Genomic DNA, 23992 nt, shown 5'->3' with positions numbered 1-23992 from the left:
AATAGACGGATAGCCGGTAAAAATCTAACCGGTTTTATTCAAAAAAATTCTGAGAAAATAAAATTCCCAGTAATGCCGCTAATTTCAGGTTGGCTGTCTTGCCGGAATGATCCGCCAGGTTCCGCCGTAACAGCTGAATTCCTTTGGAAAGATTATTATAAACGGTCTGGTAGGTAAAACCGGTTTCGTCCACAATTTGCTCTGTGGTCAAACCCTGGTAGTATTTCATATAAATGACACGTCTGTAACGTGCGGGCAGGTTTTTATAAGCATTGGCAATTTTTTCTACCAATGCTGCGTCTGACTCCAAATCTTCGATAATATCCTGTGTAGACGGCACATCGGGGGTTACCTCAAATGCAGGTTTAGCTCTGTCAGCGCGGTACAGGTCTATCAACCGGTTTTTAAATGCAGTTAGCAGAAAAGCCCCGGGGTTTTTGATGTCGCCCAGTTCTTTTTGTAAGATGTCTAAAAAAAATTGTTGCACAATGTCCTTCGCTTCCTCATAACTGTAGCCCTTTTGACAAGCAATTGCCAAAAGTCGCCCCCTGTGATTGCAATACCAGTTGTCTATAATTTTCATGAAATGGCCCTCAAATGCGTATCAAAGATACGTGCAGAATGATGATCGGAAACGATCAATCGGTTGCGCACCTTACTAATATAAAGTAAGCCGGTTACCCAATTTTTGAATACTATATCTCAATACCCCTTAGCTTTCTATATAGCTTTAAGGCGTATACATCGGTCATACCAGAGATAAAATCGAGCATCCGCATCACCTTTTCATAAGGTGAGCCCGCTTCATCAAACCGGAACTGCTGAGGCAATAACTCCAAAATTTTTTTGTGCTCTTTGTCTCTTACTTCTTTTGGAGTTAGTGCAGCGGTAACGAAATCTTCAACCAGGCCTGACATAATACGGAAACCGGCGATCTCCAGTTCTATTACTTTTTTAGCATTATAAATCCTTGCTACTGAAACTTGATTGATGTGGGACAGCGCATCCTGCATCCCAGGTATGGCATCCAACAGACTTTGGTTAAAGCTGCCTTCCAGAATTTCGTCTTTGTGCTGCCAGAACACCTCAGTACATTTATTGATCAGCACATTAATTGCTTTTGCACGCAGGTAGGCAATCGATTCATTTGGATCAGCGCGCAGGTCTTCTGCTATTTGTTTCACCCGCTCAATATTGCTGGTGTGATGTTGTATAATGTTGATAAAGCTATCGCGCACTTCTTCATAATCCAACAGTCCCAAACGATGTGCATCTTCAAAATCAATGATATTATAACAGATGTCATCTGCCGCTTCTACAATAAAAACAAAGGGATGACGCTTGTACACCATCAGTTCCTTCCCTTCATCAATCACCATATTCAGCTCCTTTGCTATGGCCAGGAAAACAGGCTCATCAATGTTAAAATAGCCGTATTTTTTTTGATGCACCCTCTTCTTATTGCCTGATGCCAGTGACTCGCACGGATATTTGATGATGGAGCCCAATGTGCTGTAAGTAAGGCGGAAACCGCCCTTGGCCCTTCCATTCTGGTACATGGTTAAAATACGCAGGGCATTCGCGTTTCCCTCGAAGGTGGTGAGATCTTTCCACTGTGCAGGCGTAAATAACTGCTTAAACGCCATATCATCGGGTTTTTCAGTATCTCTCTTTCTGAAATATTTGGAAATAGCATCTTCTCCCGAATGACCAAAAGCGGGGTTACCCATATCGTGCGCCAGGCAGGCAGCGGCAATTACGTATTTAAGGTTATTGGTATAAAAGTCTGCAGCCCGGCTATCGGCTGCCACTTGGGGCAACTGCGCCAGCCGCTCGCCTATTAAACCTCCTAAAGAGCGTCCGACACTGGCCACCTCGAGCGAATGCGTTAAACGGTTGTGAACAAAAATTTCCTCGGGCAATGGGAATACCTGGGTTTTATTTTGCAAGCGCCTGAAGGGACTTGAAAATATAATGCGGTCCCAATCTCTTTCAAAATCGCTTCTTTCATCTTCCGTTGTATATTCAATACCGTACCTCTTTGAAGAAAAACAATTGACCCAGTTCATTGCCATACCTGAAATTTTGCAATGCCAAAATTATAGGAAAGCAGCTTTAGATTCCCATATTGATTAAGTAACCCGGTTTAAAATATCACCCTTTAGTACCGCCGGTTTGTTGCAACAGCTCTTTCACCCGCTGTTTTACGTAATTATTTTTAAAATAAGGATAGATGTTTTCTCCAGGGCAGGTGGTCATTTTACTGTGATCGCGGTGGGTTGAGATGGCTTCAGGTGAAATATTGTATTGAATACAAAAATGAGCGATTAGCCTGGAAAGAACGTCCAACAGGTGCTGATTCATTTTTTGCTGACCGTAATTTCCTAAAAAACAGATCAGCAAATGACCGGAAGGATCATATTCTGTATTGGTTTCGCCAACCGTAAGCGGATTACGCCCTTCATATACGGTTCCGTCCGGCGCAATAAGGTAGTGATAAGGAATGTCCGTCCATTTCCGGTCGGGTCCCATGCACCAGGTCTGGATATTTTTCAGGCGGGTAGCAGCGCTTGCCGTATCCGGTAATACTTTACCGCCCTCATGATGCACGGTAATGCGTACAGGTACCTGTTGCTTGTACGGGCGCGGTTCGCTGGCATTCCAGGCTTTGCGTGATTCGATGTGTACAATATCGGGGAAGACCGTTGTTTTTACGCTTTCATTTCCCGAGCGGTCGACGGCGCTTACTGCAATACTGTTCAAAGTATTTTTTCCTTCGCCATTTTTTAAAGTGAGCGACTCCGCTTCGCTGTTCAATATTTGATAATTCCAACTTTTACCATACTGGTAATAAATTACCCATTGTGATACATCATTTTTGCCCAGGTGCGACCAATTAACAGTAACAATATCCTGTTCTTTTTTGAGTCTAACTATTGGCGCCACAGGCGCTATAGGATCTAACCAGCTACTGGGCGGCACCAAAGCCTGTTTTTTATAAGGTCCGTCCAGCAATGCCTGAGCAAGTTTGGTGTTTTTTGTAAGTGATGACATGCTCCAATGCACCACCCCACTGCTTTGGGGCGTAACGCCCCTGCTGATCATGATTTCGTTTATAACCTCCGTAGTATTGATAGAACTGGTATCGCGGCCTACGCTTATTCCCGGCCATAAATGGCGGTTCATGGTATTTTCTCCTGACCACCAGCCTAGCAAAACCGGATAGCTTTGTGCCAGCCTGCTGGCAGGCCAGTATAATTGGGGAGAGAAATAATCTATCCAACCCTTGTTCAACCACAATTTAGCATCCGCATACAATTCTTCGTACTGATCAAATCCTTCTACTGAAGCCGGATAGCCGGGACGCCATATGCCAAACGGACTCAGTCCGAATTTTACATGTTTCTTCTCCTTCTTTATCTCGCTATATAAACGCTCAATAAAATCGTTGACGCTTTTCCTGCGCCAATCGCCACGCGATAAGGTTCCACCCGCCAGTTGGTATTTTTTCCAGCTGACTGTATCGGGGAAGTCTTCATTTTTATTATAAGAAGGATAGGGATAAAAATAATCATCGAAATGCACACCGTCTATATCATATCTCTTTACAATATCCATTACTACGTTCACACCATGATCCTGTGTTTCCTTCAGCGAAGGATCAAACCACCAATAACCTTCCTTCAAAGAAACGACCAGGCCAGGTTGCGTTTTAACCAATGACTGATCACTAACCGGACCTCCGGCTACATGGTGGGCGCGATAAGGATTTAGCCATACATGAAGCTCCAGGCCCCGCTCATGTGCAGCTTTAACCCAAAATTCAAGCGGATCATAAAAGGGTTCGGGGGCTTTTCCCTGCTGCCCGGTAAGATAATAAGACCAGGGTTCTAAAGCACTTTTGTAAAGCGCATCTGCCTGTGGCCTCACCTGGAAAATCACGGCATTAAAATGGTGCTCCTTTAAAAAATCGAGTAATGCAATAGCTTCCTTTTGTTGCTCACCCGCAGGCAGGCCGGGTTTACTGGGCCAGTTAATATTGGCAACGGTGGCTCCCCATGCAGCCCTGAACTCTCTTACGGCATCCGGAACGGTTGTTGGTTGTATACCTGCTTGAGAAGCATGATGTGTCAAAGGCTTATGCGATGAGCAGGAACTCATTGAAACGACCGCTATCAAAGCAAAAAAAGATAAATACCGTGTAAACATATAACAGGGTTTAGGAAACTTAAATGTACTTAATACTTTTTTATCGACGCTTCACTCCACACAAATGCGTTAACTTCAGCTTGCAAATAGCCAACATGATCGAACTGATAAAGGGAGATATCACTAAAATAGCAGTAGACGCTATTGTAAACGCAGCCAACTCTTCGCTGCTGGGAGGCGGAGGTGTGGATGGCGCGATTCACAGGGATGGCGGCCCTGCTATACTCGAAGACTGCCGGAAAATAAGAGCCCGGCAGGGTGGGTGTAAAACCGGAGAAGCTGTGATCACCACTGCAGGCAATTTGCCTGCGCAATATGTAATACATACGGTGGGTCCCGTTTGGCAAAACGGACAACAGGGAGAAAAAGAATTATTGCGTCAGGCGTATTACAATAGCCTGAAACTGGCGGCAAAGAATAATGTGTTGAGTATTTCATTTCCCAATATCAGCACCGGCATTTATGGATTTCCTAAGGGCCAGGCAGCTTCTATTGCCATTCAAACCGTTCGAGAGTTTATCACTAAACAAGCCATCATTCAAAGGGTCATTTTTGTTTGCTTTGATGAGGAAAATCATGCTGTTTATCAGCCAATTCTTGAAGAATAGACTATTTGAATAAAGCCTATTGCTTCAATGTATCCTTATCCATTCTTTAATAAAGACAGGCTTACCGTTTAAACGGTAAGCCTGCCGGATATTCTTTTTATAAGTTTGCGATACTACTGGATAACGCTAATCGTATATTGATAGCTATACTCTTTTTCCCTGAAACGATAGGGATCCAGCGGCTTTGCTCCCCATGAGTTTAAACCACCCACTCCTCTCTGAAACAGGTCTACATTCAATATCACGCGATCAACAGGCAGTACGTCAGATGCATGCTGCTGTTTCTTGGTAGTGCCCGGGTCCCAATCTTCCGTCCGGTAATTGGTAGCACTAACCGAAAGCGGCTGCGCGCCATCGATACGTATACCCTTGCCATTTTTATCGGTAAGCATCAACCACCGTACATCTGTTTTATTACCCGCTTCCTGGGGGCGGTAATAAGAAAATGCCTGATCTGCTACATTTCCTTTCCAAATACTCATGAAGGCATCGTCTTTTCTATCAACATAATTTTCCCAGGGGCCACGACCATACCAGGTAAATTCATTGAACCTGTCCGATAACTCCATGTTCATTCCGAAGCGCATTAACTCGGGTAAGTCAGCGGATAGCGCTTTATACTTTGCAGTTATGGTTAAAGACCCGTTGGCGTTAACTGTGTAAGTTATAGTAGTTACCGCTTCAATACCTACAGGCTTAACCTCATAGATAAAACTTATAGCACCATCAGTTTCCTCTATACCTTTAAAACTGGTTTTTTGATTCTGTGAAGCTGCCTCCCATAAGCGAAGATTATACTGGGCCTGCTCTCCAAAATCATTGTCAGTTGGCGCTCTCCAGAAATTCAGTTTGGGATGCTTGCCAAACAACCATCCTAAAGAGGATGGATTGAAAGAGCTTAATCCCCGCCAGTTCTTCTGAAATTCGTAACTAACATCTTGGGCTGTTATGATAACCTTTTCCCCTTCTTCCTTCTTCTCCCATGCCTTATTTTTTTTGGCCTGTTTGCCTGTAAAGTAATTATTGCCGGTTAGCGCCAACTCTCCCTTAGCCGCTTCAAAACCTGCAGGTAAAAACCGGGAAGCAGTGCGGGTTAAGGCATATACATGCAGGTAGTACTCCTGGCCTGGCTCTGTATTTATTTCAGAGAGGTTCAGTTTCACCTCCTTCTTCGAATCGGCCGCTATTGTTACGTCAAAGCTTCCGGTAGTTGCCGTATCTCCATTTTTCAACAGCACCCATTTGTAAGTATAATCTTTGGGGGTGATGGAAATAAATTTAAAATCGTTGATCACGGTAACCAGGCCTTTGTTCAGGTCCTTTGCTTCGAAAAGTATATTCTGGTATACCTTTTTTACGATATGGGTGTGCGGCAGGTATTGCTGGTCAGGTGTGATGATACCATCCATACAAAAGTTCCCTTCATTCAGTTTGTTGTATCCCCTGAGGTCCCCTCCATAGGCCCAGTACTCACGGCCCTGTTCGTCGGTTGTTTTATAACCATGATTATACCATTCCCAGATAAAACCACCCTGCATGTTTTTGCTGGTGCGCATCAGGTCCCAGTAATCCTGGAAATTACCCATGCTATTCCCCATGGCATGTGCATACTCACACATGATGTAAGGACGCTTGAGGTCTTTTGCAGCATCGCGTTTCATACTTTCCCAGGAAGGGTACATGTGACAGATGATATCGGTATTGCGGTCCCTTTGGTAGGCTTGCTCATATTGTACCGGGCGGCTTTTATCGCGGGCTTTAGCCCAATCATACATGGTAAAAAATGCTTTACCGTTACTGGCTTCATTACCCAGAGACCAGAAGATCACAGATGCATGGTTCTTATCTCTTTCTATCAAACGTTTCACCCTGTCAAGATGCGCTTCCTGCCACTCGGGGAAATTAGAAACATTATCCGGGCCATAACCCAGTCCATGCGATTCGAGATTGGTTTCATCAACCAGGTAAATGCCGTACTCATCGCAAAGCTTGTACCATAAAGGCTGCTGAGGATAATGCGAAGTACGAACTGCATTAATATTAAGCTCTTTAAACAACTGTATGTTACGCAGCATCACAGCAGAGTCCACCACCTGGCCGGTATGGGTATTGAACTCATGCAGGTTTACGCCTTTAAACAATACCTTTTTGCCGTTCACCAACACCTGTCCATCTTTTAATTCTATTTTTCTAAAACCAATTTTATGAGACGTGGCTTCTATTATGGCATTGCGTTCATCTTTTAACGTGATGAGCATGTTATACAGGTTAGGCGTCTCGGCCGTCCACTGCAATGGCGTTTTAATGGTGCCTTCAAACCATAAAGAGTCAAGCGCGCCGGCAGGTACGGTTATTTTTTTATTTTGAACAAACACTTTCTTGCCGGCTTTATCATAGATGGATATTTCCACTGTTTGAGCAGCAGCGTTATTACCATAATTCTTAATTTTCACGTCCGTACTAAATAAGCCGTTTTTGTAAGCCGCATCCAGGTCGGCATGCGAAAAAAAGTCCTGTATACGGGTTTGCGCTGTGCTATACAAATACACGTTGCGGTTAATACCTCCCAGTCTCCACATATCCTGGTCTTCCAGGTAAGTGCCGTCGCTAAACTTATGCACTTCGCAAGCCAGCAGGTTCTTTCCTGCGCGTATGTAAGGCGTAATATCAAATTCAGCGGGGCTTTTTGCATTTTCAGTATACCCTACCTTCTTACCATTGATCCATACATACATGGAGTTGGTACCTCCTTCAAAATGCAGGAATACTTTGCGACCATCCCAGTTTTGAGGTATATCAAACTGGTACCGATAAGCCCCGGTAGGGGAATCTTCTTTATTGATAAGGGGCGGGTTTTTAGGGAAGCCGAAGCCCGTATTAACATACATTGGTATACCAAATCCGTTAAATTCCCAGTTACCGGGAACGGGCATCAGCGTCCAGCCTGACTTTCCATCGATGAGATTCGGTTGTCCTTTTTTCCAGGGCACTGTAGTAACGGGACTATAATTATTTTCTTCAAAAAAGTTCACCGGTACATCCGCTACTTTTGCTACCCAGTAAAACTCCCAGTTGCCGTTTAAAGATTTATAGTAGGGCGAAGTTGTATATTCATTCTGCAGCGCCTGCGCTTCTGTTGCATAGGGCAGCGATGTGGCCCTTGTATTTTCTTTGTTAATTGCAAATACTTCGGGGTTCTCCCAATCAGGCTTTGTTTGTGCGTACACTCCTGCTATACTTAAGCAAGCTAACAGTAATGACATTGCTTTTTTCATCTTCAATTATTTTTATGATATAAAGGTCTTTTCATTATCGGCAAACCGTTGTTAACGCATATTTAAACACGCCACTTTATTCCGTCCATGTACCTGCTGCAGACAAACCGTCCTTTCTCATTTGCTCGATGAGGAGACAATTAAACACATAGTCCCAGCTGGAGGTAACTTCCGAATTTTGATTCAGTCCGTATGGCCACCAGTGCTGGGTATCGCCGCTGATCTGAACGCCGGTGGATTTTTGTATTTTATTCAACAGCTCGTTGGCAAAATTGCCCTGGTACTTGCCTCCCACAATTTTACCCGTCCACCAGCTGGTGGTCCCGGTGCCAAAAGTATGGTTTAGTTCATGGAGCATGGTACGCAGGTTTTGATACCCTTCTCCGCTTCCAAAGCGCATCCAGCCTTCATTGTTCGCATCTGCTGTAGCCACTCCGGGAACATAGTTGACCCATACATGCTTTACTGCCGATGTATAGTTGTTAACGTACCATACGGCGCTGTCAATGGCTATTTGCAAACGGCTATAGGCAGCCTGCTCTGTAGCTGAAGGGGTAGCCGATTTATTGAATGTGTAAGTAAGGTTGCCTTTACGAATCGTTTTAAACTTCCTGTTCGTACTATAACTGACGCCGCCTGCGTTCTTCGCGTAAGCCCGTACATAATACTCTGTTTGAGGTTGCAAACCGGTCATCGCCCCAGCATATCTGCCGATTCCTTTACCGGCGTCAATGCTTTTATTATCTGCTATTGTAGGATTCTCTGTAAGCGACCAGCAAAGGCCGCGCTCGGTTACTGGGTCACCGCCATCAGCTGTCAACTCCACTTCCCAATGCGCCAAAGAACTACCAATGATGAAAAGCGGCGCCAGGTTAAAGGTGGCTGATCCGATAGAAGCCGTGGTAAATGATAATTCATTTCCGTAGGCGATGCCGGCAGCATTAATGGCAAATGCCCGTACATAGTATTTGGTGGATGCAGAAAGCCCCGTTAACCTGCTGGTGAAAGAGCCGTCGCCGGAGACAGTTGCTGTCGCAAATTTCGTGTGGTTGATAGTGGGCAGTGGCACCGTGCTCAGTACCATGCCTCTCTCTGTAACCGTTGACCCGCCACTATTGATTACACGACCACCCGCTTGCGCTTCAACAGTAGTGATAGTGTGTATGTCGGCAGTTGTAATAGTGGCCAGGCTTACTGCCAGGGCTACGGGTTCTTCGGGAGTTGTAGCTCCTCCATCACCTTTGGAACAGGAATAAAGATATAGCGATGAATAGAGCGTTACTATGAATAAGAGATATCTTCTCATTTCATGGTTATTTTTTTGATGAATAATGCTGATACAGGTCTAATTAAAAAGAGCCTTTTGAAGAACGTGTTCATTCAAAAGACTCTTTATTTTATTCAATATTATAATACATCCAAATTCCTGAATGGTAGATCCTAAGGGTTATAAAACCACCGCCGCGCCTTCTTTTGCATTGCCTGGCATGCCCTTAAAGATATTGTATAGAGTATAGTTTAACCGATGCTATTTTCGAATACATACCGGTGCCCGAAGTGCCGGTTAGGCTACAGACAAATCCAATGGATACTGTCGTTGGCGCTGTCAGCGTGAAATTCAACACCTTACTTTCGAGGTTTGAAAAAGCGATGCTGCTTCCTGTTACATCAGAAGCATTGGGCAGGTCGTTACCCACAGCAACACTTAAGTACCTGGAACCTCCGCTATTAAATTCATTCATTACAACCGAAAACCTATAGCTACCTGCAGGTAGTGTTACTGTCTGGAATATTTTTCCATCTGTTACGTTGGGAAGTCCCCAGCCTGCTTCAAGAGAAATAAAGCCTATGGTGCTTCTTCTTTCATATCCTCCGAAACCGCTGGCATTTTTTATGGCTGCATTAGACGTCCAGTCACTTAATATACCCCACCTGTTGTTGCCCGCGATTGAACTATAGTTAACATTAGGACCCGCATTCTTAAGATAAGTGCCGGTTATATCTGCCTGGCTAAACTTGGGTATATACTTTGTGGTAACAGTGGTATAAAAAGTATCGATTGACATCGAGTCAGGAATAAACATCGTCCTGAACCGGATATCTGTTTTTTCTTTAAAGTTATCCAGATATGTTAACGAAGAGTCGACAGGAATTCTCAGGACCTGTTGTTGGTCAGATGCGTTAGTGTACGTTACATCGGTAGCGAATATACCGCTCAACCGGTCCATTACGCCCCATTCTATACTGGTAAGGCCTGCCTCATCGGTATACGCATTATTAATAGGCCTGTTGGATAATGAGCTCACGTATCTGTCGCCGTATGCCCGGCCCGATTTATAGGTAGGAACAGACTGATTGCCCAGGTTATCATAAGTATAAATAGTAAAGTTGTGCACCCCCTCTATCATATTCTTCAGCTCAACTTTTAAAGTATCTATATTTTCGGTACGGGTTACGGGTATTGTCACGGAGTCTGCCCTGTTATTCCAGTATATTACACACCTGGTCACCTTCGGATCTGCAATAAGCAAGCCTTGTATAACAACCCTGTTTCTTCCAGAAAATATTTTAATGGAATCCAATTTTCCGGTGTAAGAAATTTCACCTCCCTCAGTAAATTTTTTATAATCATCCTCCTTAATACACGAGGGAAACAGCACTGTCAGTGCGCAAACCATGGATGCTAAAAAGATGCTTATGTAAGGTATTTTTATTCTGTTCATCTGCATGAGTTTTTATATTGATAGTACTATGGATTAGCGAGGATCACCAAATACCCGTATTTCTGCTATCGCAAAATAGGTAGTGCCCTGCCAGTTCTTGATGCTTTTAATACGCAGGTATTTTACTTTGGGCATACCCGGATCAAACGTATAGCTCAACCCTGCCCTTGCCACTTCCAGGTCTTCGGCGGTATTTACACCATAGGGTGTACCTGAAGGTTTTACTGATTTAAAAGTGCCCAGTTTTATCCAGTTGTCAAAGCTTCCATCGGCAGGAGGATTGTTACTTCCCCATATTTCAAAGTCAAATAAATTACCCGCATAGAAATAAGTACGTCCATTGATGTACTCACCATAATCATATATCAGTACTCGACTAAGTGTTGCCAATTTACCAATATCAAATGTGATCCATTGGGGGGTAAGCACAGCCGAACTGGTCATAGTTACAGCCGGCCACCAGTCTGCAATACCATCCCACATACCCGGCATCGGTGTGTCTTTATGTAATCCAACGTCACCTGGCAATGTAACCGCACGAAATCCGGATCGCGGAATCTCGGTTTCGTAGTAAGGTGTTAAATGGGCAAAAAGCGTATCGCTATAGTTCAGCCAGCGATCTCTGACTGTAACGGCAAATCTTCTGGGTATAGAGTCGTACCCCCTGATCGTACGCGCAACATCTTCGGCAGAGGAATAGATATTATTAGTAGCGGGCTTAAGCTTACCGGTGCTATCTTCGGCAAAAACCTCGAAAGCCAGATCTGCCTTGGATGTATTTTTAGCAGTGATCCGGATACCACTGAAATCGGGAGCCATAGACAGGCTTCTGAAAACACCCCATATCGGGTTCTCCAGCGGCTTTACTTTGATCGTTACCGGATCAGATGCTACCTCACTACGATTTACAGCATATAGCTTCACCTCGTGCTCTTCGGTATCACCAAAACCTTCTACCATCAGCGACCGTCCATAGTAGGAAGCCTTTACTTCCATCTCTCTGCCAGAGGCCAGGTTATATACTGCTTTAACATAAAGCAAATCTTTATCAGAAGGTAAGGCATAAGTAATGGTAGCACTGCCGGGGCCCGCGGCCCATTGCACATTGGTTACCTTGCCCGGGGGCGTGCCGTTACTCTCCAAAGGAGACAAGGTGGTTTCCTTCGCACAGCCTAATCCTGCTAACACTAACAGGCTGAATAAAAATATTTTTAGTTTCATCATAACATTTTTAATGGTGATCGTTTATCTACCAACCCGGGTTTTGTACCAAATTAGGGTTGATTCTGATATCGTCGGTTCGTATGGGCCACAAGTAATCACGAGGCGCTACAAAATTTTGTGTGAAAATGGTCCGTACGCGATAGTAGTCGGCGGTTTTGTCCTGGTAAACGCTCCAGCCTGTGATGGCCTGATTGAGCGATTCAGCAGCTTTTTTCCAGCGGCGCAGATCCCAGAAACGCTGTCCTTCAAAAGATAATTCAATACCTCTTTCCTGGTGAATGATCTCGCGCATACCGTCTTTAGTGGTGTACTTAGAGGGATTGCTCGAGTACTTAGACCATGATGCCACAACACCTTCCAGGCCTGCACGGCTTCTGACTTTATCCACATAAATTAAAACGTCACCGATGGGCCCCTGACTTTCGTTTAAAGCTTCTGCGTACATCAGGTACAGATCGGGCAGGCGGATCTCCGGCCATGGATAATCGCGGTAATTGATACCCTGGTTGCTGTTGGTATGAGTAGCATTCCAGTCTACCAGTTTCTTTACAAAGTAGCCTGTTTCATTTAAGAAGCCGAGGGCATCCGTTGCACCGGAAGCCTGCGTATACTTGCCTTCCACAACCCATGAATTTTCATCCGAATTGCCGGGACTATCATACTTATAATATATGCCACCATCAAAACTCAGGAACGCATAAAACCGGGGTTCACGGTCAAAGTTCATACGGGCAGTTTCATAACCCGGCTTAATGTTAAACCGTTCTGAACTAACCGCAAGCCGGGTAGTATAACGGTTACTAAAGTCAATCAATTTATCTTCATTAATAGGCACCCCGTTTTTGGAATAAAACATTTCAACAATTTTAAGAGGTGCTGCAAACTGCATCCTTGCCTGCCCGCTCGATTCGGATCCGGCCAGCCTGGGCATAGCCCGGGCTTGCATATCAAATCCGGCGCGGCTGTTAGGGTTAGCCCATACATGCTCCAGGCTCCAGCGTTCTGTCATAGCAGTTCTTATACGCAATTGCTGCAAGGTAGTTTCGGACAATTGAAAGGATGTTCCCAGGAACTGATGCAACTTATGCCCGGCTTCTTCAGCCACATCAATCGCTGTCTTGGTATATTGGGCTGCTTTATCCCATTTGGTTGCGTCATACGTAGCCGGAAATAATGCAACACCATCATGATCTTTAAAGCTGGCATAATCCGGATTACCATTAAATAAGGGGCTTGCTGCCAGCAACCAGAGTTTAGCTTTTATTGCCAGCGCAATAGGCCGGGTTATCCTGCCTAATTCTGTTGTTCTGTCAGATATCAATAAAGGTAAATTAGGTGCGGCTTCATCCAATAATCCTGTGATGTAGGCTACACACTCGTCAAAAGGCTTACGTTTGATACGCACTTCGCTCTCAGGCGCACTGATATCTATGTTCTGATCTACCAGCGGTATTGGCCCGTACATTCTTAGCAGGTAATAATGATAGTAAGCTTTTAAAAATTTTACCTCGGCAAGCCAGCGGGTACGCTCATCCAGCCGCAGGTCGCGTACTTTGGAGGTATTGCTTACATTTTCAAGGAAGATATTGCAATTCCGGATCGCCTTCCAAAGGCCATACCGGTCATCAGGGCCTCCGCCCTGCCACCAACCCCTCCAGGCATCAAGCTTAGGTTCGGCTGCGTTTTGGCCACCGGTAGCAATACCGGAAGTATTTAATGTACCCCAGGCATACGCGGTAAGATCACGGGGATTACGGGGCAGCCAAATTTCATCGCCGCCTAATAAGCCGATATTATATGCCGGATCGCCATTACGTGGTAAAAATGAGTAGCAGGTAAACAGGTACTTTTCTGCTTCAGTACGCATGGTAAAAGCATTGTCTATTACAGCAATGTTATCAGGAACAATATCGAGGTATTTGTTACAGGAAGTTCCTGCGATCAGCAGTATACCTCCTAATAAGGTTAGCTGCTTTTTGCAGCTGTTCCAGGTACTTTTAATGAGCTGTTCTATTTTCATGTTGATATACTATTAAAATAGGGGAAGATTAAAAACCAATTTGCAAACCAAAATTGTACACACTTTGAATGGGATATCCTAAGCCCGATCCGCCCATTTCAGGATCCCACATTTTAAAATTGCTCCATACAGCCAGGTTGGTTGCATTTACATACACTCTCATGGTGCTAAGTCCAAACTTTTTAATAAGATGTTGTTGAGGGTTAAAACCTAGTTCAACATTTTTAAATCGCAGGAAGCTACCATTACGCATCCACCAGGTAGAGGTTTCTCCGGCAACGGTTTCGCGGCTATTATTCGCTACGAAGTTTTGACTCAACCTTGGCCACATGGCATACAGGTTGCGGTTTTCTTCGCTCCAGTAACTATCTGCCACTACTTTCAATAAGGCATTCTGGCTACCACTGTTAAATACAAACGGAGCTATATTTTCTGAGTTGATAAAGAAAGAGGAGCGGGCTGACCCCTGGAAGAAAAAGCTAAAGTCAAAGCTTTTATAAGCAATAGTACCTCCAAATCCATAAATGATCTCGGGAGATGTAGGCAAGCCGATCGGAACCATGTCCTGGCTATTGATAACGCCATCGCCATTTACATCGCGGTATTTAATATCACCGCCACCATAGGTTCCGCCATTGGCGATACCGGGTGTGCCGCCAAACTGAACAGGCGAGTTGATCGCTTCATTGTCATCTACAAACAAGCGCTCTGCAATATAACCGTAACTCTGTGCCATTGAATTACCAACCCTTGTACGGTACCATTCATTACCCGGGTAAGACGGCTCATCATATTTCAACATCTTACTGGTAGCATAGGTAAAGTTGCCGCGCATTTGCGCACTCCATCCGCCGCCAAAGTCTTTATTATAGGTAGTCATTACATCCAAGCCCTGGCTCATCCCTTCGTTCGTATTAGCAATGATGGCCGCCTGTAATCCCATCGTGGTGGGGATATAGGTACGACCGCTGAGGATATTCGTACGGGTGTTACGGTACACGTCAATGTTTAAATCCCACGATTTAAATAAACGGAGATCCATACCCAGGTTGATCTGTTCTGATTTTTCCCAGGTAATGTTAGGGTTGGCATAGCGGCTTACCAATACACCTGGGCGGGTGTAGCCATATAATTCTCCAAAAGTGGCGCCATAGTTGCCATTATCCATCTGCACTTCAGAGAGGTAAAAGAAACGATCTGCCGGGTTCCCGATCTGATCGTTACCCACAAAACCATAGGTAGCCCTGAATTTTAAACTGTTAATAACACCGGTTAAAGGCTCGAAGAACTTTTCGTTTGACACTACATATCCTAAACCAAAAGAGGGGAAGAAACCAAAGCGGCTGTTGTCAGCAAAACGTTCAGACCCATTATAACCAAAATTAAATTCTGCCAGGTAACGCGTATCATATCCATATGAAAATCGTCCCGAAAGCCCCTGGTTCCTGGCAGGCAAGGACAATTGCAAACTTCCCATATTGCCCGACACGTAATTACGCAGAGTAGTGATCAACATTCCCGTTAAGGCATGTTTACCAAAACTGCGATCGTAATTTAAGGCTCCCTCGGTATAAAAGGTTGCTGTAACATCCCTGCCGCCCGGCACGAAGTTAAGATACTCGGTCCCGGTAGTGCCTATAGAGCCCTGCCCCCCGCCATTTAAACGCAGCAAACTCACTTCCCCCTCGGGCGTAACCTGCGTTGTGTAATAATAAGGATTGTAAGCCCTTGATACACTGGTATAAGATTCTCTTCTTACGAAAGACATTAACCTTGCATTCAGGCCCTTGGTTATGGCATTCAGGTTTTGCTTTAGCTCGATCTGCGCCTGCAGGTTAGAACGATTGTACTCTGAGTAGCCCCTCACCATTTCTGCATAAGGATTGACATATAACCCTTCATTAGGTGCAATAGCATTACCAAATAAAGGGTGTGTTGCAAATTCAGACATGGACTGGGGGTAGATAGCAGGGAACATTACCGGATTGGACCAGATAGCTTGCCGGAAGATACGCGCACCACCGCTTTCGCCATTACTTCCCAGCAGCGGGCCTTTATAATCATCAAACTGAGCATACACTCTTACTGCAGCATCCGTTGTTGAAGTAAGCTTAATATCTACGTTAGAGCGAACACTATAATTGATCAGCTTTACATTGCTGTTAAAGTTGTTAAGCTGCTCTGTTTTTAGGACCCCATTGTCAACGTTGAAGGTACCGGCAATATAGTAACGCGCCTTTTCTGCCCCACCAGACACGCTTAGGTTATTACGTGTATTAATAGTGTAGGGTTTGATCAGTTGCTCTATCCAGTTATTACTGGGGTAAAGAAGCGGATCGGCATCAGGTTTTGCGGTAGCGTCAATTTTTGTTTGCAGATAGGGTAACGGCGCCAGAGGATTACGGGTTAATGCCGCCTCGTTAGCCAATGTCATGTAAGTAATATTATCGGCAAACTCGAAGTTCTTTGTATTGGAAGATGCCGTAACTTCTGAGCGTAATGTAAAATTGGTTTTACCCGCCTTACCCCCTTTGGTAGTGATCAATACCACACCATTCGCACCACGGGCCCCATATACGGCCGACGCTGTTGCATCCCTAAGCACACTGAATGAAGCGATATCATCAGGCTGCAAACGAGCCATATCCGTATTGCTGGACTCTACCCCATCAATTAATATTAACGGGTCTTGTTTACCGGTACCAAATGTTCCCAGACCCCGTATAAAGAACTGGGCATTGTCGGCACCTGGCTCACCGCTCCGCTGGTAGGCGATCATACCACCAACCCTACCCGCCATCATGGTGGTAAGGTTACTGGTCGGTCCTTTTAACTCCTCCGGGTTAATAGTTGAAATAGCACTTACCATGCTGGAACGCTTCTGCTTGTTACCAAAAGCTGTTACAACCACTTCGTCAATAGTCGTAGTTTGAGCAGTAAGTACAACATTAACAACAGGCTCGCCCTGTACATTCCGCTCTACACGTGCATAGCCTACGGCGGAAAACACCAGCGTTCCATTTGCCGGTACAGAGATCTGGTATTCTCCATCCACCCCAGTAAGGCTAGCACGCGTGGAATCGCTTTTCAGGAATACGGTAGAATTGGCAAGCGCCGCCCCTGCATCTGTAGTAACAGTACCCTTTACTACAATGTTTTGCTGCTGTGCAATTGTATCACCTTGTATGATAAAGGCAAGGCTAACTGCAAGCAGGCATCTAAAGTAAAATCGAATAAGCATACCTGATTGTAAGGTTTTAGTGAAAAATAAAGTTTAGCTCCGGGATGATCATTGAAGCGCATACCTCTCCCTGCCAGCCTTTAGGGCCGGTTTTTATGGCATGGAAAAAACACGTTCTCTTATCTGCTACAGCAGAGGGAAAAGGTTAGTATTTATTGGTAATTCAACTCCAACGTTCCCTGCATCATCGAAAAGTTTGGTCTATTAATATAATTATTCGTCAATTTTTTAGTGATATATGTCGCAAGCTTCAGTACAATATTTGTCAGTTTTACTTTTATAAAAGTATCTTTATTTTTTTACTGATCATTGTTAGATTTTAACCGTTGTTAACCAAAATTTAACTGATGTATCAATTTCATCTCATTTTACCGAAATGCAGAACTCACGGCGCTTTGGCCGTAATCCGGCAAGGCGACGGAACGGTTGTGCACTAACCATTGCCCGCCTCTAAAAGCGGCAGTTACTTTTATTTTTGTCTTTTATATGAACAATCGCTACCGTTTTTATTTAATCAGTTGGGTTGGTTTGTTATACAATTGAATTTCTATTGCGGAACCACGCACCTCCGTCTTTTTTATGGGCAGTAATTCTTCGTCCGTCCAACGCTCCCCCGATCTCTTCCAAAGCATCAATGTGATAAAAGTTTGCTCCTTGTCTGCATCCACGTTGACGGCAGTATTGATAACCCGGCTATACCTGCTCTCAGGATGCACCAGTTCAGTATTTACATCATAGATCTTTTCCCATCCCAGCCAGTTAACCATTGCTAACTGGTAAACACCGTTATCAATAATTACCACTTCTCTGCCTTTTACGTTTTTGCGTGTAGTAATAATGTCTTTGCCTAACCTTGGCAACGCGTAATGCCCGAGTCTTATCTCCGTTGCAACGGGTGAACTGACTTTATCAACCCTAAGGATACCATTGGCAAGTGGTATATCTGCTAATTGCAGCTTAATACCCGGATGGGTTTCCAGTGCCGCATCGCGATAGTAAATGCCATCCTCAAACTTCTTAAAATCATAAAGCCTTAGCGGTTCCCATTCCTTCTGTTGATTTTTGACGAGGTAGTTCATAGATACCACGCCGTCTACACTATCGGCCTGCCAGGGGAATGCGCTGTTATAAGAAAGCCGGTTATAATTTTCACTGGCACGGAATGTTTCCCAGGCACCTATCAACTTTACCTTGCACCAGGCCCTGATCTCCGAAGCGCCGATATTAGGATAGTCAGTTATCAATATATTTGAACTATCCGCAAAGTGGTGATACACTTCGTCTTTTTTCATCTTTGTTTCCCAGGCGCCATCATTTTCTGTAGCAGTCCAGAACGGACTATCCTTTGGTAACATCAATGCAAAAAAGGCCTTGCCCATCCAATACACACTTCCGCGACAGCTGTAGGGCTGAACCGCAGGTTCAAAGGAACCATACACACCTAGTGTGGGCACATTGTTCTTCATAAAATCAGGATGTGTTAAAAACTGCTTCATTACACCCGAAGCAATCCGGCGCATCCAGCCATAATTAACAGCAGGATCGTTTTGCAAACCCATCAGCGCAAACGGTACAATGGCGCCGATCCTGTAAGTCATGCTCCGGCCCCAAACGATCATCTTCCCATCTCTTCCAAACATATAAGGGTACTCCTGCTTGAGGTCATCAAAGTTTTTTAGAAATTTCTGCGCGTATTCGGGATAGTATTTCTTTCCAAAATATTCAGCCCATAATGGTCCATACATCTGGAAGGCCCACATACTGTAATAGTCGTAAGCCGGGTTATCATTATACCAGCCATTGCCACGGTAGTGATCCAGGGATTTATCCAGGTAGTCTACTAATAGTTTTTCATTAACCGCATAGCCTTTGCTTTTGAAAAAGCTCAATACAAATATGTTGAAGAATTTCCAATTGGAAGGAACGGTTGTACCATCACCATAACTGAGCATGGTATGCGCTAACAGGTCCCGTTGCTCTTTGGTTAAAGGATCAAACAATACTTCGGGCGCATAAAATAAGGATACCGCTAAAGCGCCAAACTCAACCAGTATCTGGCTGGGACCACCATTTTTTTCCTGTGGCTTAATATAGGATTCGCTCTGCGGGTTTAAAAGGTTCAATATCTGGTGGCGATAATAATCAGCCACGCGAACCTTATTCAATACGAGGTTGGAATCTTCTTTTAACAAAGGTGCAGCAATAAATAAAGTGCGGCTTAATCCTTCGAGTTTTTCAGTAGGAACCTGCGAAGCCTGCCTGGGATAGCTCTTGCCTGGCTCCCTGGGAAACTGCATCGGATCGTCGATATTGTCAACATAACTAAACGCCCCCCTTAATAAATACAAAGCCATTTGTTTCCAGTGTTCCCGGGTCATACCGGTTTTCGGGCTTGTCTTATAGTCGGGATTGGTTATCTTAAAAGCAGGTTGATTTGCAACTCTCTTCTGCTGCAATACCGTGTCCCAACTCAGGGAGCCACCCTGCCCATATAACAACTGGCTATAACAGACACTTACCGCAATTAAAATAAAAAAACTTTTCATATACAAGCACTTTCTATTTAATCAAATACTTTTAAGTCCCATTCGTCCAGCCAGCTCAAAACCGGCAACTCATTTTTAAATTGTACAGGCAGCCAAACGTAGCGTCCGTCTATGGGATTTTTAGGTCGCCAGCGATCAGCCATAAAAATGAAAGCATCTTTCTTTCCGGCTACAGGTAAGATATAAGTTCCCTGTGACTGAAATGTTTTGTCGGCCCCATCCCCCACGCAAGGATTAGGGAGTAATTTCCATTCACCCATAATTTGATCTGCTACCAACAATCTAGCGGCATTGGGGTCCCAACCCGTACAGCCAGAAGTGATCATATAGTATTTTCCGTTTCTTTTAAAGATGGCCGGCGCCTCGTTATGACCTGCAGGTGCAATGCGAATGTATTTGCCTGTGTGCTGTGTGTAATCATCAGAAAGCTCGGCAATATGCAACGTAAGGTTTTCTTCTGAAGAGTAAATATGATAGGCTTTGCTATCATCATCTACAAATAAGGTCATGTCTCTCGACATCTGGCCGCTATATAAATGTTCCTGCACAAACAAGCCTTTCTCCACACCTTCTCTCCATTTGTCGGTCCACCAGGTTTTGTAATCATCAGGATTGATTCTTTGTCTACGGTCACCACCCGGTATATTCAATGGCCAGTGACCAGGGTTTACTCTTGAAGCACGCAAAAACTTGTATGGACCTGTTACTTTATCGCTGACAGCCACAGCGGCGTAGGCTGCGCCATAACCCTGCCCCGCCAGCTCCAGGTGGAAATACATTACGAACTGTTTTGTATGCTTATTATGAATAACCTTCGGCCTTTCTATTATCGATCCCCGCTGTGTGAGACTTGCTTTATCATCATTAACATTAAATGCAACGCCTTCATTTTTCCAGTTATACAGATCCTTAGAAGCATACACCGTTACTCCTACATAAGCATTGTTAGATCCTTCGCCCTTGTGCTCGCCAAACCAATAATACATGCCGTTGTAAAATAAGATACCACCACCATGCGCATTAATATGATTGCCTTTATCATCCATCCACAATGCGCCCGGTTTAAATTGCTGTAACTTTTGCTGTGCCTGTACTCCCGCGCTTAGAAGGATAAGAACACAACCTATAAAAAAAGACAGCCTGTATTTCAGTTCAAACTTATTCATAATGCTCACTTAACAAATTTGTACATCTCTGTTGCGGCCAATAAAAAAGCTCCTACGCCGAAACCTGCAGTAGAGTCTTTATTAACCACCTGGCCGGGTATAGCCCGTTCTCCTATCGGTTGCACATAACCTATTTTTCCATCGGGCTGCAGCGCCGTTTTTGTAAGAAAATTCCATGCTTTTTGTACACACGACCAGTATTCTTCTTTATCCAGGTATCCATTGTTGATTCCCCATAACAAGCCATAAGTAAAAAATGCGGTACCACTGGTTTCCGGTCCGGGGGCATGTTGCGGATCCATCATGCTGCGGGTCCAGTACCCCTCCTGCTGCTGCAATTTTTTGACAGTTGCGGCAAGGCCTAAAAATTTCTCTTCATATTCTTTCCGGTTCTTATCCGTCGCTGGCAGATCTTCCAACACTTTTGCCAGTGCTGCAATGACCCAACCATTACCCCTCGCCCAGAAATCTTTATTACCGTTTATACTTTTATGTTTGGGATAAATATACTTCGCATCCCGGTAGTATATTTTTTCCACAGAGTCGTACATAATGCTGTTAGCATACTCAAAGTATTGGCCCATTTTATCAAGATATAAGGAGTTACCCGTAATATGGTACATTTTGGTCATCACCGGCATGACCATGTATAAGCCATCTGCCCACCACCAGTAATCATTTTGCGGTGTGCTCATCTGGTATTCCATTACTTCCCGCGCCCTGGCAATTTTCTTTGGATTCTTTACTTTATCCAGGTTGTACAGGTCTATATAGGTTTGAAAACACACCTGCCAGTCGCCGAACAATACATGCCTATTAGTTTCACCATAGTTATACTTCCATTCGGCTTTGTTGTTGGAAGTGGCGCCCATCCACTTATTTTTTTCCGCCCATTTTTGGGAATACGATTTATAGCTTTGATTATTTGTAAGTTTATACGCCGCCATGTTCCCGGTATGATAAGCGGCCACATCCCAGAAAGCCCAGCCGGGTTTAGCGTGCGTTCTTTGCCAATAATCATTTACTTTTTGAACTAATGATAATACTTGTTTTTGCGTTACCCCGTCATACTGTTTATAGGATGTGCTGTTTTGTGTTGTTCCACAATAGGTGAGCAGCAAAAGCATGACCATTAATGATAGTTTTAAATTCATTATACTCGTTTATCTTTTATCACTTTCAATACTTCCTTCGTGTGTTGTTTCTTACAATACAAATAAGACCCCTGGTATAATACGCTGACTTTAAATGGAACTATACGTGGACGCCTGAAGGAACTAATTATATCCGGGATTTTGTTTTAACTCCGATCCTTTGTTAAGTTGAATTTCGCTTAATGGAACCGGAAGCAGTGCATTGAAATCCTGAAAACCGGTAGTAACCTTATCTGTCGGCGATACATCTCCGTTTCTGGCTATGCGCTCTTTAAGTTTCCCCATGCGCACGAGTGTCATTCGACGATTTTCCTCTGCGATAAGTTCACGGGCACGTTCATCTAAAATAAAGTCGATTGTCATATCTGCAGCACTTACTTTTCCAAGATCCGGGTCACCGGTTTCTGTTCTTGCATTTTTAAACGCCCTGTTTCTAAGAACATTAATATCGGCAGCGGCTCCTGCTGCATTATTCTGACGCAAACGAGCTTCAGCCCTCAATAAATAAGTTTCTCCCAGGCGCATCACCGGCCAATCTTTCACTACCGCATATCCAAAGTCGTCTGTAGCATCATATCCTCCCCATTTTGTAGGATAAGGATACCAAACCTCTAAGCTGTCTGCTTCAAATGGTATCACTTTATCCCCGGTTTTGATCGTTTTTGTAGTTACTGCAGAAGAGCTGTTACTGGCAACACGATAGCCGGCAGCAGTAAGACCTATTGTAGCGCTGAATCCCGGGCGGTTATAATTAGTTGTACGCCTGATGTTAAAATTACTGTTGCGTATGTCTCCATTTAACCCGCTCCAAACTGTATATTTCATAAAGTTGCTCAATCGCATCCTCCCGTTTCCACGCCCTCCTAGCGAGTCTGCATTTACCATTCCATCCCATTTGTGATACGCAGGCTGCCATACTCGACGATGCTGAGGATTGTCGATAGTTCCGCCGTTTACGGTACGGTTGTATTCCATTTCAAAAGTCCATATAGCTTCAGTGTTTCCCTGAGACCTGCGTTGATTACCATAGCGGAACATATCGCGATAAAAATCACCGCTTTCACTTAAAAACTTGCCGTAACGACCCTCTATCAATTTATAACTGGTATTGTTAATAATATCGGTTGCGGCCTGTTCAGCCTTTGCGAAGTAGCTATTATCACGTATTCCTATTCTCAGATAGGTCTCCGCGGCCAATTGTCGCGCTATATCTTTATTAATCCGGCTTTCGCTGGCGGCCTGGCCTAAATCGGGAAGATTGGCAATTGCAAAAGTGAGATCTTCTTCAATAAGCAGATCGATTGCTGTCACGGGTTGCCTGGTATAATTAAACGCCGGAGAAGCTACCGGATCTTTCAATAAAGGAACATCTCCCCATAAAGTGACTAAGATATTATAGGCATACGCCCGGAAAAACCTGGCTTCGGCAGCTGCTTTTGCATTTGTTTCACCCACAGCAGCTATTATGACATTAGCATGATTGATAAAATCATAACACTTCTGCCAGAGATAACTTACCCCTGCGTTCTCTGAATTCAAATTAGCATATTGGTAAAACGGGTTTTCTACTCCCTGTGTAGCACCCGCGCTGGTCACATCAGTACCAATTTGCCAGCAGGATAAGAAGCCCTGTTGACCACTCATACCCCAAAGCTCTGCATAAGTAAGGTGAAGGCCTATTACCTGCGCTTCAATACTCTGGGCATCGGTGGCACCGGTTCTATAGCTCGAATAGGGGTCTTCATCCAGGAAATTTTTGCTACAGGAAGCTCCCGTGAATACAACAAGAAGCAGTATAAAAAAAATATTATTATAGTATTTCATGA

The 23992-nt window shown here is 44.3% G+C and carries 14 protein-coding genes; 1 reads left to right on the top strand and 13 read right to left on the bottom strand.

What is annotated here, in order from left to right:
• Positions 1-34 precede the first annotated feature (34 nt).
• The 3 genes from U0035_RS14420 to U0035_RS14410 form a co-directional block, all read right to left on the bottom strand.
• Positions 35-583, bottom strand: a complete 549-nt coding sequence (locus U0035_RS14420; protein ID WP_114793209.1) for an RNA polymerase sigma factor — start codon at positions 581-583, stop codon at positions 35-37.
• A gap of 112 nt (positions 584-695) precedes the next feature.
• The gene (locus U0035_RS14415; RefSeq protein WP_114793210.1) at positions 696-2075 is read right to left on the bottom strand and encodes a deoxyguanosinetriphosphate triphosphohydrolase; all 1380 of its coding nucleotides are present in this window, start codon (positions 2073-2075) and stop codon (positions 696-698) included.
• 79 nt (positions 2076-2154) lie between these two features.
• Entirely contained in the window at positions 2155-4209 is a 2055-nt protein-coding gene (locus U0035_RS14410; RefSeq protein ID WP_114793211.1) for a family 10 glycosylhydrolase, read from the bottom strand.
• 95 nt (positions 4210-4304) lie between these two features.
• Between U0035_RS14410 and U0035_RS14405 the strand changes: the two genes are divergently transcribed.
• Positions 4305-4817, top strand: coding sequence for an O-acetyl-ADP-ribose deacetylase (locus U0035_RS14405; RefSeq protein ID WP_114793212.1), 513 nt, complete (start codon positions 4305-4307; stop codon positions 4815-4817).
• Between the two features lie 113 nt (positions 4818-4930).
• Here the strand turns inward: U0035_RS14405 and U0035_RS14400 are convergent, their stop codons facing one another.
• From U0035_RS14400 to U0035_RS14355, 10 genes are all read right to left on the bottom strand, one after another.
• Positions 4931-8092, bottom strand: a complete 3162-nt coding sequence (locus U0035_RS14400) for a glycoside hydrolase family 2 TIM barrel-domain containing protein (RefSeq protein ID WP_114793213.1) — start codon at positions 8090-8092, stop codon at positions 4931-4933.
• 76 nt (positions 8093-8168) lie between these two features.
• Positions 8169-9398 (bottom strand): hypothetical protein, encoded by a 1230-nt coding sequence (locus tag U0035_RS14395; RefSeq protein WP_114793214.1) that lies wholly within the window; start codon positions 9396-9398, stop codon positions 8169-8171.
• Between the two features lie 187 nt (positions 9399-9585).
• Positions 9586-10815, bottom strand: a complete 1230-nt coding sequence (locus U0035_RS14390; RefSeq protein ID WP_162818019.1) for a DUF4998 domain-containing protein — start codon at positions 10813-10815, stop codon at positions 9586-9588.
• A 33-nt stretch (positions 10816-10848) separates the two neighbouring features.
• Entirely contained in the window at positions 10849-12039 is a 1191-nt protein-coding gene (locus U0035_RS14385; protein WP_114793216.1) for a DUF5000 domain-containing lipoprotein, read from the bottom strand.
• A 25-nt stretch (positions 12040-12064) separates the two neighbouring features.
• On the bottom strand, positions 12065-14059 hold the full coding sequence (locus U0035_RS14380; RefSeq protein WP_114793217.1) for a RagB/SusD family nutrient uptake outer membrane protein: 1995 nt from the start codon (positions 14057-14059) through the stop codon (positions 12065-12067).
• Between the two features lie 28 nt (positions 14060-14087).
• Positions 14088-17300, bottom strand: coding sequence for a SusC/RagA family TonB-linked outer membrane protein (locus U0035_RS14375; RefSeq protein WP_114793218.1), 3213 nt, complete (start codon positions 17298-17300; stop codon positions 14088-14090).
• Between the two features lie 506 nt (positions 17301-17806).
• Positions 17807-19846 carry a DUF2264 domain-containing protein gene (locus U0035_RS14370; RefSeq protein ID WP_114793219.1) on the bottom strand — a complete coding sequence of 680 codons (2040 nt, stop codon included), beginning with the start codon at positions 19844-19846 and terminating at the stop codon, positions 17807-17809.
• A 17-nt stretch (positions 19847-19863) separates the two neighbouring features.
• On the bottom strand, positions 19864-21012 hold the full coding sequence (locus U0035_RS14365; RefSeq protein WP_114793220.1) for a glycoside hydrolase family 43 protein: 1149 nt from the start codon (positions 21010-21012) through the stop codon (positions 19864-19866).
• 5 nt (positions 21013-21017) lie between these two features.
• On the bottom strand, positions 21018-22166 hold the full coding sequence (locus U0035_RS14360; RefSeq protein WP_114793221.1) for a glycoside hydrolase family 88/105 protein: 1149 nt from the start codon (positions 22164-22166) through the stop codon (positions 21018-21020).
• 123 nt (positions 22167-22289) lie between these two features.
• Positions 22290-23990, bottom strand: coding sequence for a RagB/SusD family nutrient uptake outer membrane protein (locus U0035_RS14355; RefSeq protein ID WP_114793222.1), 1701 nt, complete (start codon positions 23988-23990; stop codon positions 22290-22292).
• Between the last annotated feature and the right edge of the window lie 2 nt (positions 23991-23992).

It is taken from the genome of Niabella yanshanensis (assembly GCF_034424215.1).
GTDB classification, from domain to species: Bacteria; Bacteroidota; Bacteroidia; order Chitinophagales; family Chitinophagaceae; genus Niabella; species Niabella yanshanensis.
Note: the sequence above shows the minus strand (reverse complement) of the source record. Positions and strands in the feature narration are given on the sequence as shown.